The organism is Streptomyces racemochromogenes (assembly GCF_044129415.1).
In the GTDB taxonomy this organism is placed as follows: Bacteria; Actinomycetota; Actinomycetes; order Streptomycetales; family Streptomycetaceae; genus Streptomyces; species Streptomyces racemochromogenes_A.
In genome coordinates, this window is sequence record NZ_JBBDHD010000069.1 from 22,257 (window position 1) to 37,707 (window position 15,451).

General features: G+C 74.8%; 12 protein-coding genes. 5 read left to right on the plus strand and 7 right to left on the minus strand.

What is annotated here, in order from left to right; translation table 11 throughout:
* Window positions 1-10: 10 nt before the first annotated feature.
* The 3 genes from WDV06_RS23675 to WDV06_RS23685 form a co-directional block, all read right to left on the minus strand.
* A complete protein-coding gene (locus tag WDV06_RS23675; RefSeq protein ID WP_395511786.1) occupies window positions 11-1,909 on the minus strand; it encodes a condensation domain-containing protein in 1,899 nt (632 codons plus the stop codon).
* The gene (locus WDV06_RS23680) at window positions 1,906-2,874 is read right to left on the minus strand and encodes an aromatase/cyclase (protein ID WP_395511787.1); all 969 of its coding nucleotides are present in this window, start codon (window positions 2,872-2,874) and stop codon (window positions 1,906-1,908) included. Before WDV06_RS23680 ends, WDV06_RS23675 begins: the two co-directional genes overlap by 4 nt.
* A 191-nt stretch (window positions 2,875-3,065) precedes the next feature.
* On the minus strand, window positions 3,066-4,721 hold the full coding sequence (locus WDV06_RS23685; RefSeq protein WP_395511788.1) for a class I adenylate-forming enzyme family protein: 1,656 nt from the start codon (window positions 4,719-4,721) through the stop codon (window positions 3,066-3,068).
* A gap of 207 nt (window positions 4,722-4,928) precedes the next feature.
* On the opposite strand from WDV06_RS23685, the gene ccrA reads away from it, so the two are divergent.
* Both ccrA and argG read left to right on the plus strand, forming a co-directional pair.
* On the plus strand, window positions 4,929-6,269 hold the full coding sequence (gene ccrA / locus WDV06_RS23690; protein WP_395511789.1) for a crotonyl-CoA carboxylase/reductase: 1,341 nt from the start codon (window positions 4,929-4,931) through the stop codon (window positions 6,267-6,269).
* A gap of 113 nt (window positions 6,270-6,382) precedes the next feature.
* Window positions 6,383-7,837 (plus strand): argininosuccinate synthase, encoded by a 1,455-nt coding sequence (gene argG / locus WDV06_RS23695; protein ID WP_395511790.1) that lies wholly within the window; start codon window positions 6,383-6,385, stop codon window positions 7,835-7,837.
* Between the two features lie 92 nt (window positions 7,838-7,929).
* On the opposite strand, the gene WDV06_RS23700 is transcribed toward argG, so the two are convergent.
* The 4 genes from WDV06_RS23700 to WDV06_RS23715 are packed head-to-tail and all read right to left on the minus strand — an operon-like array spanning window position 7,930 to window position 12,534.
* Window positions 7,930-8,817 carry an MBL fold metallo-hydrolase gene (locus WDV06_RS23700; protein WP_395511798.1) on the minus strand — a complete coding sequence of 296 codons (888 nt, stop codon included), beginning with the start codon at window positions 8,815-8,817 and terminating at the stop codon, window positions 7,930-7,932.
* Between the two features lie 14 nt (window positions 8,818-8,831).
* Window positions 8,832-10,091 (minus strand): ketosynthase chain-length factor, encoded by a 1,260-nt coding sequence (locus WDV06_RS23705; protein WP_395511791.1) that lies wholly within the window; start codon window positions 10,089-10,091, stop codon window positions 8,832-8,834.
* Window positions 10,088-11,359 (minus strand): beta-ketoacyl-[acyl-carrier-protein] synthase family protein, encoded by a 1,272-nt coding sequence (locus tag WDV06_RS23710; RefSeq protein ID WP_395511792.1) that lies wholly within the window; start codon window positions 11,357-11,359, stop codon window positions 10,088-10,090. The genes WDV06_RS23705 and WDV06_RS23710 overlap by 4 nt, the downstream gene beginning before the upstream one ends.
* Window positions 11,356-12,534 carry a DegT/DnrJ/EryC1/StrS family aminotransferase gene (locus WDV06_RS23715; RefSeq protein ID WP_395511793.1) on the minus strand — a complete coding sequence of 393 codons (1,179 nt, stop codon included), beginning with the start codon at window positions 12,532-12,534 and terminating at the stop codon, window positions 11,356-11,358. The genes WDV06_RS23710 and WDV06_RS23715 overlap by 4 nt, the downstream gene beginning before the upstream one ends.
* Before the next feature lie 174 nt (window positions 12,535-12,708).
* Between WDV06_RS23715 and fabG the strand changes: the two genes are divergently transcribed.
* From fabG to WDV06_RS23730, 3 genes are read left to right on the plus strand one after another with little or no spacing between them, the layout of a single operon-like run.
* A complete protein-coding gene (gene fabG / locus WDV06_RS23720) occupies window positions 12,709-13,512 on the plus strand; it encodes a 3-oxoacyl-ACP reductase FabG (RefSeq protein WP_395511794.1) in 804 nt (267 codons plus the stop codon).
* A gap of 49 nt (window positions 13,513-13,561) precedes the next feature.
* Entirely contained in the window at window positions 13,562-14,515 is a 954-nt protein-coding gene (locus WDV06_RS23725; protein WP_395511795.1) for an aromatase/cyclase, read from the plus strand.
* Window positions 14,512-15,360, plus strand: a complete 849-nt coding sequence (locus tag WDV06_RS23730; RefSeq protein WP_395511796.1) for an SDR family NAD(P)-dependent oxidoreductase — start codon at window positions 14,512-14,514, stop codon at window positions 15,358-15,360. The genes WDV06_RS23725 and WDV06_RS23730 overlap by 4 nt, the downstream gene beginning before the upstream one ends.
* The last annotated feature ends 91 nt before the right edge of the window (window positions 15,361-15,451 follow it).

The window sequence follows — 15,451 nt, forward strand, 5'->3', positions numbered from 1 at the left end:
CGGAAGTCGGTCAGGAACCGCTCGAATCCGGCTGGATCCTCTTGCGTCCGGCGGCGGTCAGGGCCCCGGCGAGGTCGTGGCCGGTGGCGGCGACCGCGACCGGCGGCCGGCGCCAGCCGTGGGCGGCGACCCGCCGCGCGACCTCGTGCGCGAGGCCCTCCACCTCCGGGTACCCGCCGAGCACGACGGGTACCCCGGCGGCCAGGGCGGGGGCCAGTGCGGTGAGGGCGGCCGTGGCCCCGGGGGCCACGGACAGCAGGGCCCGTGTGCCGCGCCGGCCGCGCGCGAGGCCGTCGTAGCAGTCCTCGGGGGCGCCGGGCGGCCGCAGCAGGCAGACCAGCCCGCTGCCGGGGGCGGAGGCCGCGCGCAGGGTGCGGGGCGCGGGGTGGGGGCGCGGGGCCGCCAGGGGCACGGGGCTCCCGTCGAGCGTCCGCAGCGCCTCGGCGACGGTGGCGCCGGGGCCGGCCTCGGCCGGGAGGGCGCGCAGCAGGCGGGCCGTCTGCCGGAGGATCTCGTCGGCGTCCGCGTCGGCGATCCGGGTCCGGTCGTGGACGAGCGTCAGCACGAGTCCGCCGTGGGCGTCGTGACGGGCGGTCAGCGCGAGCGGGGTTCCCGTGTGTGCCTCCCAGCCCTCCACCGCTCCGGCACCGCCGACACCCCCGAGGACCGCTCCCGCCCCCGCCTGAACGGGAGGCGACGGCACCCCCGGCCCCCCGGGCTCCGCGAACGGCGCCTCCGGCGGCGGGGCCGCGGGGCGGGGGCCGGCGTGGGCGCGCGGCGGCGCGGGGGGCCGGGGTTCCTGCGGTGCCGGGAACGACAGCACCGACTCGGTCAGCGGTTCGTACGGGTCGCGGCCCGACCAGCGGTGGACCTCCCCGGCCGAGACCCACTCGTACGCGCAGAGGTCGACGGCCCGGCCGGTGAGCGCGGCGAGCAGGGAGGCCAGGGTGGCTCCGGGGCGGACCTCCACGGCCACGGGGAGCGCGCCCAGCAGGGGGCCGGGCAGCCGGTCGGCCCCGTCGAGGGGAATGCCCCGGCCGGACACGGCGGCGCCGAAGGCCACCGGCAGGGCGTCGGGCCCGCCGTGCGCGCGGTACAGCAGCAGCGCCCACACGGCCTGGAGGGCGGTGCTTTCGGCGGCGCCCCGCGCGGCGGCCCAGGCACGCAGCCGGGCCGCTTCGGCCGGGGTGAGCCGCTGCCGGATCAGGCCGTGTCCGCGCTGGTGCGTGGGGCGGCCGCGGTCGCCGGCGGGGAGGGTGGCGGAGCCGGCGGGCGGGGCGGCCTCCGCCCAGAAGGCGCGGGCGGGGGCCCGGTCCCGGGAGCCGATCCACTGGAGGTGGTCGCGCAGGTCGGGCCGGCGTTCGCCGCCGCGGGGGCGGCCGTCGGCGGCGTGGGCGCGCTGGAAGGCGTCGACGAGGTGCCCGGCGCTGACGGGGTCGAGGAACGCCCGGTGGTAGGTGAGCAGGATCCGGGCCGATCCGCCGGGCTCGTCCAGGACGGCGATGCGCAGCGGGTCGGGCCGGGTCAGGTCGAACTCGCGCATCCGCTCGGCGGCGAGCAGGGCCTCCCATGCGGTGCTGCCCGCGGGGTGGCGGACGATCAGCGGGCCTGCGGCCGGGTGGACTGCGACGGCGGGCGGCCCGGTCCCGGTGGCGGGGGCGAGCCCGGTGCGCAGGACCGCCTCCTGGTCGGTGACGGTCCGCCAGGCCCGGGTGAACCGTTCGGCGTCGAAGGGCCCGGGCAGGCGCCAGTGCAGCTGCCCGGTGTGCAGGCCCCGGCCGGGGTGGGTGAGGCTGTCGAGGAGCACGTCGACCTGGAGGGGGGCGGCGGGGTGGGCCCGCGGCCGGGGTGCGGCGTGGGCCCGGGGCGCCGGGGCCCGGCGCGGGCCGCCGCCGGGGCGGCGGGTCACCGCCTCGCGCTCAGGGTCGGGACGGCCGTCTCCGCGTGCCGCCGGGCGAGGTGCAGGACGCGGGTGGAGGCGCCGCCCAGGCTGCGGCGTACGTGGTCGCGGGCCTGGGCGAGGTCGGCGCCCGCGCCGAGGACCGGCTCGATGTCCTCGGCTCGCAGCAGGACCCGGTGGGTGGCCACGGCGGTGACGCCGGTCTCGTCCGGGTCGACCGACCACTCGCCGGTGTGCGCGGCGAGCAGCCGGGGGGTGCGGGTGCGCTTGTACACGATCCGTCCGGCGTGCGGGAGGCAGACGCGTACGGACTCGCTGGTGTCGGTGGTGCCGTCGGCGGCGCGGGTGTCCAGGGTCAGCAGCTGGACGCCCGTTCGGTCCTCGGTCACGTGTGCGCGGGTGATCTCGGGCAGGTGCGCGGGCCAGTCCGCGACCCGGTACAGGAAGTCGTAGACGAGTTCGGGGGGTCCCTCGACGCGTACGGAGTCCTCGAAGGACAGCAGGAGGCCGTCCAGGGCGGTCCACTGCTCGGCGGTCCGCTTGAGCTGCTCCAGTTCGGCGTGGCTGTTGGCGTCGGTGGCCTCGGCGAGCCACCGGGCGCCGGCCGCGTCCCCGGGGGCGGTGGCGAACCGGTGGTGCAGGGTCAGGCGTGCGCGTCCGCCGGCGAGTTCGTCGACCTCCCAGCGTCCGCCCATGGCGGTGGCCGGGGGCGCGGGGACCTCCTGGTGGAAGTCGATGGTCCGCCGCGCGGGGTCCAGCGAGCGCCGGGACACCCAGGAGGTGACCGTCCCGCCGGCGGTGGCCCACATCCCGAAGCGGTCGCTGGTCCCGTCGAAGTCCAGCCGTTCCACGTGGATGCTGGGCGGGACGAACAGCGGCCACTGGGTCGTGTCCGCGAGCAGCGCGTAGACCACGCCCGCGGGGGCGGCCACGTCCACCGAGTACGACGTGTGCTGCACACGCTCACCTGACATCGGCTCACACCTCTCTGCCTCGGCCCACCAACTTCGCGCGGACCGGCGGAGCTCCGCTCGAAGCCCCCTGGACCCCGGCTGCACGGGCCGTCGACGAGCCCTCGCGAGGTCGTCCGGGTCCGTCCGGGCCCGGACGGACCCCGGTCGAGGACTCGGGGCGAGGACTCAGGGCGAGGGCCGGGGCCAAGGGCTCACAGGGAGGCTTCGGCCTGCGCCCGGTGGCACAGCTCGCGCCGCAGGGCGCGCCGCTCGGGTTTCCCGGCGGGGGTGCGGGGGACGGCCCCGAGGACCTCGACCCGGCGGATCTGCTCGTGCGGGCCGAGCTGTTCGTTGGCGGCCTCCACGATCGAGTCGAGGACGTCGAGGAGGCCGGGCACGGTCGGGTGGTGCAGGACGAGCCCGAGCCAGACGACGGCTCCGTGGACCGGGTCGGGCCAGCCGACGACGACGCAGTCGGCGACCCGGGGGTCGGCGGCCAGGACGGATTCGACGGCGGTCGGCGAGACGAGTTCGCCGTCGTACGAGAAGACGTCGTCGAGCCGGTCGACGAGGTGGAGCTCCCCGTCCGGGCCGATGCGACCCACGTCCTGGGTGGAGAACCAGCCGTCCTCACCGGTGGGTGGTCGGCTCTCGCCGAGGTAGCCGGCCATCAGCTGGGGTCCGCGCAGCTGCACCTCGCCGGTCTCGCCCGGCCCGAGCGGGACGCGGGTGCCGGGGTGGACGACGCGGCAGGCGGTGCCGGGGACGGGCGTCCCGACGGAGCCGGAGCCGCCGGTGTCCTCGCCGGGGCGCTGGCTGTGGGTGAGCGGGGCGCATTCGACCAGGCCGTAGCCCTGGAGGACGGGGACGCCGAGCCGCTCGGACAGCAGCCGGGCGTCGGCGGGGGCGAGGGCGCTGCCGCCGGAGAGGACGGCGGTGAGCCGGTCGAGGTCGGCCCGGGAGGGGAGGGGGAAGCCGGGGAGGTCCACCGCGCCGGGGAGGTCGGCGTGGCGCAGGTCGGCGGCGAGCTGGTGCAGCCGGGCGGGCAGGCTGTAGAGGTGGGTGGCGCCGGTGCGGGCGGCCAGGGCGAGGGCGGCGGCCGGGCGCGGGGCGGGGCACAGCACCTGGCAGGCGCCCGCGAGGACGGCCGAGTTGAGGTGCATGGGCTGGTACAGCGGCAGGTGGTTGAGGGTGACGGAGCCGGAGTCGAGCCGGTGGGCGGCCGCCGTCTGGGCGGCGTTGGCGAGCAGGTTGCGGTGGGTCAGCAGGACGCCCTTGGGCCGGCCGGTCGTCCCGGTGGTGAACTGCACGCACACCACGGCGTTCGGGTCGGCGGCGGCGTCCGGGTGGCGGGGTCCGGTGCGCGGGGCGCGGTCCAGGGCCATGGCCAGCGGCAGGGCGTCGGCGGGCACGATCCCGTCGGGGGCGTCGGTGACGACGATCTCGCGCAGCAGCGGCAGCCGGTCGGCGGTCTTGACGAGCTGCTCGGCGGCGGCGGTGGGCAGGAAGGCGATCTCCACCCCGGCCACCTCGCACATGCGGCGCAGTCCCGCCGCCCGGACCAGGGGGTTGAGGAGGACGACGGTGTTGCCGCTGCGGACGGTGCCGTAGTAGGCGGCGGCGAACTCGTCGTCGAGGGTGTTGGCGACCCCGACCCGGGCCCCGCGCCGGCCGAGGGCGTGCTCCAGGTAGGCGGCGTAGCGGTCGGCCCGGGCGTCGAGCTCCGCGAAGGTACGCGTGCCGTGGGGGGTGCGGACCGCGCAGGCGGCGGGGTCGCGTTCCGCGGCCCGGCGCAGCAGTCCGTCGAGGGGGAGTTCCCTGCGGCGGAGCGGTTGCGGGCGACTGCGGCTGAGGCTGTAGATCGGCACGGCGCGTCCTCCTGATCGGGCTGACCCTGATCCCGACGCATCACGGTCCGCACCTCCGGTTGAGGCCGCTTCGAAGGGGACTCGATCCCGCGGCCTTCGAGCGTTCCTCCGGCGGCCCTCGACCGCGGGGGCGGAGCCTGCCTGCACGCGCGCCGGAGCCCGCACGCCCCGGCCCCGCCGCATCCGCTCCGTCGCAAGGGAACTCACGTGGACGAGATCGTCAAGGCCCTGCTCTCCGAGGACGCTGCACCGGCCGACTTCGCCGCGCTGGCGCTGCCGGAGTGGTACCGGGGCAACGTGGTGCGCCGGGACGAGACGGACATGTTCGCGGGAATGCCCTCGGCGGAGAAGGACCCGCGCAAGTCCCTGCACCTGCAGGAGGTGCCGACGCCCGAGCCGGGTCCGGGCGAGGCGCTGGTGGCGGTGATGGCGAGCGCGATCAACTACAACACCGTCTGGAGCTCGATCTTCGAGCCGCTGGCGACGTTCGGCTTCCTGGAGCGCTACGGCCGCCTCTCGGAGCTCACCCGCCGCCACGACCTGCCGTACCACGTGCTGGGTTCGGACCTGGCGGGTGTGGTGCTGCGCACCGGCCCCGGCGTCAACCGGTGGAAGGCGGGCGACCGGGTCGTGGCGCACTGCCTGTCGGTGGAGCTGGAGTCCGCGGACGGGCACGGGGACACGATGCTCGACCCGGAGCAGCGGATCTGGGGGTTCGAGACCAACTTCGGCGGCCTGGCGGAGCTCGCGCTCGTCAAGTCCAACCAGCTGATGCCCAAGCCCGAGCACCTGACCTGGGAGGAGGCGGCCTCTCCGGGGCTGGTGAACTCCACCGCCTACCGCCAGCTGGTCTCGCGCAACGGCGCCGGGATGAAGCAGGGCGACAACGTCCTGATCTGGGGCGCGAGTGGCGGCCTCGGCTCGTACGCGACGCAGCTGGCGCTGGCGGGCGGCGCCCATCCGGTCTGTGTGGTGTCGTCCCCGGAGAAGGCGGAGATCTGCCGGGCGATGGGCGCCGAGGCGGTCATCGACCGCAGCGCCGAGGACTACCGGTTCTGGAAGGACGAGCAGACCCAGGACCCGCGCGAGTGGAAGCGCTTCGGCCGGCGCATCCGGGAGCTGACCGGTGGCGAGGACGTGGACATCGTCTTCGAGCATCCGGGCCGTGAGACCTTCGGCGCGAGCGTGTACGTCACCCGCAAGGGCGGCACGGTCGTCACCTGCGCCTCCACCTCCGGTTTCCGGCACGAGTACGACAACCGCTACCTGTGGATGTCGCTGAAGCGGATCATCGGCTCGCACTTCGCGAACTACCGCGAGGCCTGGGAGGCCAACCGCCTGATCGTCAAGGGCAGGATCCACCCCACCCTCTCGAAGGTCTACCCGCTGGAGGAGACCGGCCAGGCCGCGTACGACGTGCACCGCAACCTGCACCAGGGCAAGGTCGGCGTCCTCGCGCTCGCCCCGGAGGAGGGTCTGGGCGTACGGGACCACGAGCTGCGCGCGAAGCACCTGGAGGCGATCAACCGCTTCCGCCCGCGGGCCTGAGCGGAGCTCGCCGATCACGGGCGATCACGGACGGCATTGACGGCGTTAACGCCGTTAATGCCGGAACCCCTCCTCCACTTGCATGAACATGCATCCTTCTGCATACTCATCCCATGTCTAAGGTCCTCACCTCCCTTCCCGTCGGCGAGCGCGTCGGCATCGCCTTCTCCGGCGGACTCGACACCTCCGTCGCGGTCGCGTGGATGCGCGACAAGGGCGCCGTCCCGTGCACCTACACCGCCGACATCGGCCAGTACGACGAGCCCGACATCGCCTCGGTGCCCGGGCGTGCCCAGGCCTACGGCGCCGAGGTCGCGCGCCTGGTCGACTGCCGCGCGGCACTGGTCGAGGAGGGCCTGGCCGCACTGACCTGCGGCGCGTTCCACATCCGCTCCGGCGGACGCGCCTACTTCAACACCACCCCGCTCGGCCGCGCCGTCACCGGCACCCTGCTGGTCCGGGCGATGCTGGAGGACGACGTCCAGATCTGGGGCGACGGCTCGACCTTCAAGGGCAACGACATCGAGCGGTTCTACCGCTACGGCCTGCTCGCCAACCCCCACCTGCGGATCTACAAGCCCTGGCTGGACGCGCACTTCGTCACCGAGCTGGGCGGCCGCAAGGAGATGTCGGAGTGGCTGCTGGCCCACGGCCTCCCCTACCGGGACAGCACGGAGAAGGCGTACTCCACCGACGCCAACATCTGGGGCGCCACCCACGAGGCCAAGACCCTGGAGCACCTGGACACCGGCGTCGAAACCGTCGAGCCGATCATGGGCGTCCGGTTCTGGGACCCCTCGGTCGAGATCGACACCGAGGACGTGACCATCGGCTTCGAGCAGGGCCGCCCGGTCACGATCAACGGCAAGCAGTTCGCCTCCGCCGTCGACCTGGTCATGGAGGCCAACGCCATCGGCGGCCGGCACGGCATGGGCATGTCCGACCAGATCGAGAACCGGATCATCGAGGCGAAGAGCCGCGGCATCTACGAGGCGCCCGGCATGGCCCTGCTGCACGCCGCATACGAGCGCCTGGTCAACGCCATCCACAACGAGGACACCCTCGCCCAGTACCACAACGAGGGCCGGCGCCTCGGCCGGCTGATGTACGAGGGCCGCTGGCTGGACCCGCAGGCCCTGATGGTCCGCGAGTCCCTCCAGCGCTGGGTCGGCGCGGCCGTCACCGGCGAGGTGACCCTGCGGCTGCGGCGCGGCGAGGACTACTCGATCCTCGACACCCAGGGCCCGGCGTTCAGCTACCACCCCGACAAGCTGTCCATGGAGCGCACCGAGGACTCGGCCTTCGGCCCGGTGGACCGCATCGGCCAGCTCACCATGCGCAACCTCGACATCGCCGACTCCCGCGCCAAGCTGGAGCAGTACGCCGTCCTCGGCCTGATCGGCAGCGGCAGCCCCGCCGTGGGCGCCGCCCAGGCGGCCGCGACCGGCCTGATCGGCACCATGCCGGAGATGCCGGAGGGCGGCGCCGAGGCCATCGCCTCCCGCGGCGAGGTCTCCGCGGACGAGGAACTGCTGGACCGCGCCGCGATGGAGTCCGGCACCGACTAGTCCGGCACCGACTGGTCCAGCACCGACTGGTCCGGCACCCGCTGGCAGGGCCCGCGCCCACCGCCCGCCCCGACCGCCCGTCCGCACCGCCCTCAGGCGGCGCAGGCGGGCAGTCCGCCGTGGTGCGCGACCATCTCGCGGAACATCGTCTCGACGTCGAGCGGGTGCCCCGGGGCCGCGCCGGCCGCCTCGGCGTAGGCGCGGTGCAGGTTGGGCACCAGCCGCTCCGCGTCGAGGAGCTCCGCGTACGGGCCGAGGTCGGCCTCCCGGGCCGCCTCCAGCGGGGTCAGGCCCGCCGCGCGGCCCTCGGCGGCCAGCCGCTGGACGCGGCGCAGGTAGCCGGCGGTGGCGTCCAGCAGCTCGGGGCCGCCGACCGGCCCGTGCCCGGGGACGACGGTCCGCGGCCCGAGGGCGCGCAGCTCCTCGACGGCGGCGAGCGAGCCGGAGACCGAGCCGGTCAGGCAGAACGGCGTCGCCCCGGACATCACCACGTCCCCGGTGAACATCACCCGCTGCCGCGGCAGCCAGACCACCGTGTCCCCGGCGGTGTGGGCGGTGCCGGGGTGGATCAGCTCCACCGGGAAGTCCCCCGGGTACAGGGTGAGCCGGTCGCGGAAGGTCAGCCCGGGCAGCTCCACCCGGACCTCGCCCCAGGGGACGTCCGGCCACAGGCCCGTCAGGTGCAGTCCGGCGAGGGCCATCTCGGCGCGCGCCGCCTCGTGCGCGACGACCAGCGCCCGGTCGGCGAAGAACCGGTTGCCGAACGTGTGGTCGCCGTGCGAGTGGGTGTTCACCAGGAAGCCCGGGGCGTGCGGGGTGATCCGTGCGACCGCCTCCTTCAGGGCCCGGGTCCGGGCCTCGGTGGCGGCCGTGTCGACCAGCACGGGCCGGCCGCCCGGGGCGACCAGTCCCGCGTTGTTCAGGCACCAGCCGCCGTCGGGCTGAAGGTAGGCCCAGACGTGCTCGGCCACCTCCTCCATCCGCCCGCCGCCGGTCACCGTCCCCGGACCACCATGGCCGCGTTGAAGCCGCCGCGGCCCCGCGCCAGGACCAGCGCCGTGCGCAGCCGGCCGGGCCGGCGCACCTCGGTCACCAGGTCGACGGGGCAGTCCGCGGCGGGCGGGCCGGCGTGGACGGTCGGCGGGATGACCCCGTCGCGCAGCGACAGCAGGGCCGCGGCGAGGTCGAGGGAGGCGCCGCCCGCGGCGAGCCGGCCCGTCATCGTCTTGGGGGCGGTCACCGGGACCCCGTACGCCCCGAAGAGCTCGGCGAGGGCCTCGGCCTCGGCCCGGTCGGCGTCGCGCCGCCCGGCCGCGTCCGCGAAGACCACGTCCACGTCGGCGGGGTCCAGCCCCGCCTCGCGCAGGGCCAGCGCGGCGGCGTCGCGCAGCCGGGGGGCGCCGCCGGAGCCGGGCGGCGGGTCGAAGGTGGCGGCGTACCCGGCCACCTCGCCGTACGGGCGGGCGCCGCGCTCGCGGGCGGCGGCCGCGTCCTCCAGGACGAGCAGCGCCCCGCCCTCGCCGACCACGTGTCCGCCGGCCTCCTCGGAGAAGGGCAGGTAGGCGCGCTCGGGGTCCTCGGAGGTGCTGAGCTCGCCGGAGGCCAGGTGGGCGGCCCAGCCCCAGGGGCAGAGGGACGAGTCCATGCCGCCGGTGACGACGAGCCGGACGCCCTTGCGGAGCTGGCGGCGGGCTTGGGCCACCGCGTCGAGCCCGCCAGCCTGTTCGCTGACGAGGACGCTGTTGGGTCCGCGCATCCCGTTGCGGATGGAGATCTGGCCGCTGTTGACGGCGTAGAACCAGGCGAAGGACTGGTACGCGCTGACGTACTGGCCGCCCTTGCTCCACAGGGCCTGGAGCTCGCGCTGGCCGAACTCGTAGCCGCCCGCCGAGCTGGCGGTGATCACTCCGGCCGCGTAGTCGGGCAGCTCGCCCGGGTCCACCCCGGCGTCGGCCAGGGCCTGGTCGGCGGCGGTGAGGGCGAGCCGGGTCACCTGGTCGGTCTGCGGCAGCAGCCGGCCGGGCAGGTGCTCGGCGGCGTCGAAGCCGGGCACCTCGCCGGCCAGCTTCGCCGGGTACTGCCCGGCGTCGAACCGGGTGACCGGGCGGATGCCGCTCTCGCCGCGCAGGACCGCGCTCCACCACGCCTCGGTGCCCAGCCCGTTGGGGGCGGCGACGCCGATCCCGGTGACGACGGGGTCGGCGGAGGCGGCCGCCGCGGACATCCGCGGGGCGGCTTGGGTCTGCGTGCTCATGCGGCGGCTCCCAGGCGGGGGCGGGTGAGGATCATGGCGCTCTGGAAGCCGCCGAAGCCGCTGCCGACGCTGAGGACGGTGTCCGTACGGTGCTCCCGCGCGGTCAGCGGGGTGTAGTCCAGGTCGCAGCCGGGGTCGGGGTGGTGCAGGTTCGCGGTGGGCGGGACCGTGTTGTGCTCGATGGCCAGCGCGCTGGCGGCCACCTCCAGGGAGCCGATCGCGCCCAGCGAGTGCCCGATCATCGACTTGATCGAGCTGACCGGGACCTCGTAGGCGCGCTGTCCGAGGCTGCGCTTGAAGGCGGCGGTCTCGTGCCGGTCGTTCTGCTTGGTGCCGGAGCCGTGGGCGTTGACGTAGTCGACGGCGGTGGCGGGCAGGCGGGCCTCGTCGAGGGCGACGGTGATGGCCTCGGCCATCTCGCGGCCCTCGGCCTTCAGGCCGGTCATGTGGTAGGCGTTGCCCCGGCTGGCGAACCCGGCGATCTCCGCGTAGACGTGGGCGCCGCGCCGCCGGGCGCTCTCCAGCTCCTCCAGGACCAGGACGGCCGAGCCCTCGCCGAGCACGAACCCGTTGCGGGTGGCGTCGAAGGGCCGCGAGGCGGTCTCCGGGTGGTCGTTACCGGGCGAGGTGGCCTTGATGGCGTCGAAGCAGGCCACGGTGATCGGCGAGATCGGGGCCTCGGTGGCGCCGGTGACCATGACGTCGGCGCTGCCCTCGCGGATCAGCTCCGCGGCGTGGCCGACGGAGTCCAGCCCGGAGGTGCATCCGGTGGAGACCATGGAGACGGGGCCCTGGGCGCCGACCCGCCAGGCGACCTCGGCCGCCATCGAGCTGGGGACGAAGTAGTCGAAGAGGTGGGGCACCGCGAGGGTGTGGTCCACCTGCCAGGTGGAGCCGCCCCTGCTGACGGCGTTGTACTCGTTGTCCAGGCCGGTGGTGCAGCCCACCGCGCTGCCCAGGGTGACACCGGTGCGCGTGGGGTCCAGGGCCGCGGTGTCGAGCCCGCTGTCGCGGACCGCCTCGTCGGCGCTGACCAGCGCGAACTGCGCGGCCCGGTCCAGGCGGGCGGCGTCCTCGGGGGTGAAGCCGTGGGCGAGCGGATCGAAGTCGGCCTCGGCGGCGATCCGTGAGCGGAAGCCGGAGGCGTCGAAGAGGCTGATCGCGCGGGTCGCGGTCCGCCCGGAGGTGAGCCGGGCCCAGTACGCCTTGGTGCCCACTCCCCCGGGTGCGACCACGCCGATCCCGGTGATGACGACGCGTCGGTTCATGGGGTGTCCTTCACGGTGAGTCCTTCGTCGGTACGGGCGGCGAGCCGGGAGCGCACCGAGCGGCGCAGGGCGTCGATGACGGTGGCCACGTCCCCGTCGCTGAGTCCGGGGTGCAGGGGCAGGCGTACGGTGCGGGCCACCGCCCAGTCGCAGGAGGGCAGCGGGGCCGCCGGGGGCTCCTCGTCGCCGTCGGCCTGGAACCGGTGCAGGGGGGCGTGGTGGGAGGTCGTGTAGATCTCCTCGGCGAGCAGGTCGGCGACGACCCCGTCCCGGACGGCGGGGTCGAGCTGCAGCCAGTACACGCAGTCCGTGGACTCGTGGCCCTCGGGCAGCGGCGGGGGCGTCAGGATCCCCTCGGTCCCGGCGAGCTCCCGGTCGTAGCGGGCGGCGATCTCCCGGCGCCGCTCGACCATCTCGGGGAGCCGGCGGAGCTGGACGGTGCCGATGGCGGCGGTCAGGTCGTTGCCGGTGATCCCGCGCCCGTACTCGGGCAGGTCCGGCTCGCCGGGCAGGGTGGCGTGGCCGAAGCCGCTGGCCCGGACCAGGCCGTGGCGGGCCAGGAGGCGGGTGCGGGCGGCCCGTTCGGGGTCCTTCGCGTAGAGCATGCCGCCGTCGCCGGTGACCAGCACCCGGCCCGGGTCGAAGCTCCACACGGCGAGGTCGCCGAAGGTGCCGGCGAGTCGGCCGTCGACGCGGGAGGCGATGGAGCAGGCGGCGTCCTCCATGAGGGTGATGCCCAGCTCCCGGCAGCGGGCGGCGATGCGGACGATGTCGCCGGCGCGGCCGCCGTAGTGCAGGAAGAGGACCGCGCGGGTGCGGTCGGTGAGGGCGGCCTCGACGTCTTCCAGGTTCGGGTTCAGCGTATGGCGGTCGACGTCGCAGAAGACGGGGCGGCCGCCGCGGGCGGCAACGGCCTCGGCGGTGGCCGGCAGGCCCAGCGAGGGCAGGACGACCTCGTCACCCGGCCGGAGGTCGAGGGTCTCGACGGCCAGGTGCAGGGCGGTGGTGCCGGAGCTGGTGAACACGACGTGGCCGGCCTCCAGGCCCAGGTGCTCGGCGAAGGCCGTCTCGAAGGCCTTGGTGCGCCGTCCGCTGCCGAGCCTGCGGTCGTGGAACACCCCGGCGACCGCGTCGAGTTCCTCCGCCCCCACCTGGGGCTGAAACAAGTTGATCATGGTCGCCTCTCGCGTGCGGGTGTCTCCCCGATCTTGTCGACCGCCGCTCGACGACCGGTCGAGGAACGGTGGTCCCCGCCGGTCGCGGGGGCGTCCGAGAGGCCTTCGAGCACCCCTCCATCGCGGTGACGGATCCTCCGCGTGCGCCACCCGTCGATTCACCGAGGAGTTCTCATGCCCGACCAGGCCCAGGATCAGGACCAGACCAAGCGCGTCGCCGTCGTGACCGGAGCGACCAGCGGCATCGGCCTGGAAGCGGCCCGCACCCTGGCCGCGCAGGGCCACCGGGTGTTCATCGGCGCCCGCGACGCCGACAACGTGGCCCGTACCGTCAAGGAGCTCACCGCCGAGGGCCTGGAGGTCGACGGCGCGAGCGTGGACGTGCGCAGCGGCGAGGGCGTCAAGGCCTGGGTCGAGGCGGCCGTGGAACGGTTCGGGACCATCGACGTGGTGGTCAACAACGCCGGCCGCTCGGGCGGCGGCGTCACCGCCGACATCGCCGACGAGCTCTGGTACGACGTCATCGAGACCAACCTCACCAGCGTCTTCCGCGTCACCCGCGAGGTCCTGAACACCGGCGGCATGCGCGCCAAGGACCGCGGCCGCATCATCAACATCGCCTCCACCGCGGGCAAGCAGGGCGTGGTCCTGGGCGCCCCCTACTCGGCGTCCAAGCACGGCGTGGTGGGCTTCACCAAGGCACTGGGCAACGAACTGGCCCCGACGGGCATCACCGTCAACGCCGTCTGCCCCGGCTACGTGGAGACGCCCATGGCCGAGCGGGTCCGTCAGGGCTACGCCGCCGCGTACGGGACCTCCGAGGAGGCCGTGATGGAGAAGTTCCAGGCCAAGATCCCCCTCGGCCGCTACTCCACCCCGCAGGAGGTCGCCGGGCTGGTGGGCTACCTGGCCTCCGACACCGCCGCCTCCATCACCTCGCAGGCCCTCAACGTCTGCGGCGGCCTCGGCAACTTCTGAGCCCGCACCGCCCGACCGCGTACGACCCCCGAATCGGAGGAGCAAGACCATGCCGCAGCCCGGCCCGCGTGAAGTGGAGCACGAGATCACGGTGTCGGCCCCGGCCGCCGCCGTGTACCGGTTGATCGCCGAGGTCCGGAACTGGCCGCGGATCTTCCCGCCGACCATCTACGTGGACCACGTCCCGCAGGGCGGGAACGAGGAGCGCATCCGGATCTGGGCCACCGCCAACGGCGAGCCCAAGAACTGGACCTCCCGCCGCACCCTGGACCCGGAGAGGCTCACCATCACCTTCCGCCAGGAGGTCCCGGCGCCCCCGGTCGCCGCGATGGGCGGCACCTGGATCATCGAGCCGCTGTCGGAGGGCGAGTCCCGGGTGCGGCTGCTGCACGACTACCGGGCCGAGGACGACGACCCGGCGAAGCTGGAGTGGATCGACCGGGCCGTGGACCGCAACTCGCGCTCGGAGCTGGCCGCGCTCAAGACCAACGTCGAGCACGCCCACGCCACCGAGGACCTGACGTTCTCCTTCGAGGACACGGTCCGCGTCGAGGGATCCGCGAAGGACGTCTACGACTTCGTCAACGAGGCGGACCGGTGGCCCGAGCGGCTGCCGCACGTGGCGGTCGTCCGCCTGACCGAGGACACCCCGGGCCTCCAGGAGCTGGAGATGGACACCCGGGCCAAGGACGGCTCCGTCCACACCACCAAGTCCTACCGGGTGACGTTCCCGCACGAGCGGATCGCCTACAAGCAGACGACGCTGCCGGCCCTGATGAGCCTGCACACCGGCTACTGGACCTTCGCCGAGGACGGCGAGGGCGGCGTGTCCGCCTCCTCCCAGCACACGGTGACGATCAACACCGCGAACATCGCCCGCATCCTGGGCCCCGAGGCGACCGTCGAGGACGCCAAGGCGTACGTGCGCACCGCGCTGAGCACCAACAGCACCGCCACCCTCCACCACGCCAAGGCCTTCGCCGAGCAGCGGGCCCGTCGATGACAGGGGGGACGCCTCGGGTCTGGTTCGTCACCGGTGCCTCCAGGGGCCTGGGGCGGGCCGTCGCCGAGGTCGTCCTGGAGGCCGGGGACGCCGTGGTCGCCACGGCCCGGCGCGTCGAGACGCTCGGCGGGCTCGTCGAGCGCTTCGGCGACCGGGTGGTCCCGATGACCCTGGACGTCACCGACCGCCCGGCGGTGTTCGCCACCGTGGCCGAGGCCGCGGAACGGGCCGGGCGGATCGACGTCCTGCTGAACAACGCGGGGTACGGGCTGGCCGGCGCGGTGGAGGAGGTCACCGAACGGCAGGTCCGCGACCAGTTCGAGGTGAACTTCCTCGGCGCGCTGTGGACCACCCAGGCCGTCCTCCCGCTGATGCGCCGCCAGGGCTCGGGGCACCTCCTGCAGATGTCCAGCATCGCGGGGGTGACCACGTACCCGAACCTCGGCATGTACTGCGCGAGCAAATGGGCGCTGGAGGCGATGGGCGAGACCCTGGCGCAGGAGGTCGCCGGCTTCGGGATCAAGGTCACCCTGATCGAGGCCGGCGAGTTCCGCACCGACTGGAGCGCGAGCTCCCTGGTGCGGGCCGCGCCCAAGGCCGCCTACGACTCCGTGCTGGCCCGGCGCCGCCACGGCCTGTCGGGGGCCTTCGCGCACCTCCAGCCCGGCGACCCGCGCCGGGCCGGGGTGGCGCTGCTGAAGCTGATGGAGGCCCAGGAGCCCCCGCTGCGGGTGCTCCTGGGCGCCGGGGCGGCCGACCGCGCCCCGGCGGCCCTGCGCGAACGGCTGGCCGGCTGGGAGCAGTGGGCCCCGCTGGCCCCGACGACGGACTTCCCGCCCGTCTAGTCCGTCAGAGTCCCGCGGCGGTGCGGAGGGCGTCGACGCGGTCGGTGCGCTCCCAGGTGAAGTCGGGGAGCTCGCGGCCGAAGTGGCCGTA

What these genes read in the sequence shown, in the direction of transcription:
- fabG (WP_395511794.1), top strand. Translation starts at nt 12,709, where the DNA reads ATGCCCGACCAGGCCCAGGATCAGGACCAGACCAAGCGCGTCGCCGTC.
- WDV06_RS23715 (WP_395511793.1), bottom strand. Translation starts at nt 12,534, where the DNA reads ATGATCAACTTGTTTCAGCCCCAGGTGGGGGCGGAGGAACTCGACGCG.
- WDV06_RS23705 (WP_395511791.1), bottom strand. Translation starts at nt 10,091, where the DNA reads ATGAGCACGCAGACCCAAGCCGCCCCGCGGATGTCCGCGGCGGCCGCC.
- WDV06_RS23710 (WP_395511792.1), bottom strand. Translation starts at nt 11,359, where the DNA reads ATGAACCGACGCGTCGTCATCACCGGGATCGGCGTGGTCGCACCCGGG.
- WDV06_RS23700 (WP_395511798.1), bottom strand. Translation starts at nt 8,817, where the DNA reads ATGGAGGAGGTGGCCGAGCACGTCTGGGCCTACCTTCAGCCCGACGGC.
- WDV06_RS23725 (WP_395511795.1), top strand. Translation starts at nt 13,562, where the DNA reads ATGCCGCAGCCCGGCCCGCGTGAAGTGGAGCACGAGATCACGGTGTCG.
- WDV06_RS23730 (WP_395511796.1), top strand. Translation starts at nt 14,512, where the DNA reads ATGACAGGGGGGACGCCTCGGGTCTGGTTCGTCACCGGTGCCTCCAGG.
- argG (WP_395511790.1), top strand. Translation starts at nt 6,383, where the DNA reads ATGTCTAAGGTCCTCACCTCCCTTCCCGTCGGCGAGCGCGTCGGCATC.
- WDV06_RS23680 (WP_395511787.1), bottom strand. Translation starts at nt 2,874, where the DNA reads ATGTCAGGTGAGCGTGTGCAGCACACGTCGTACTCGGTGGACGTGGCC.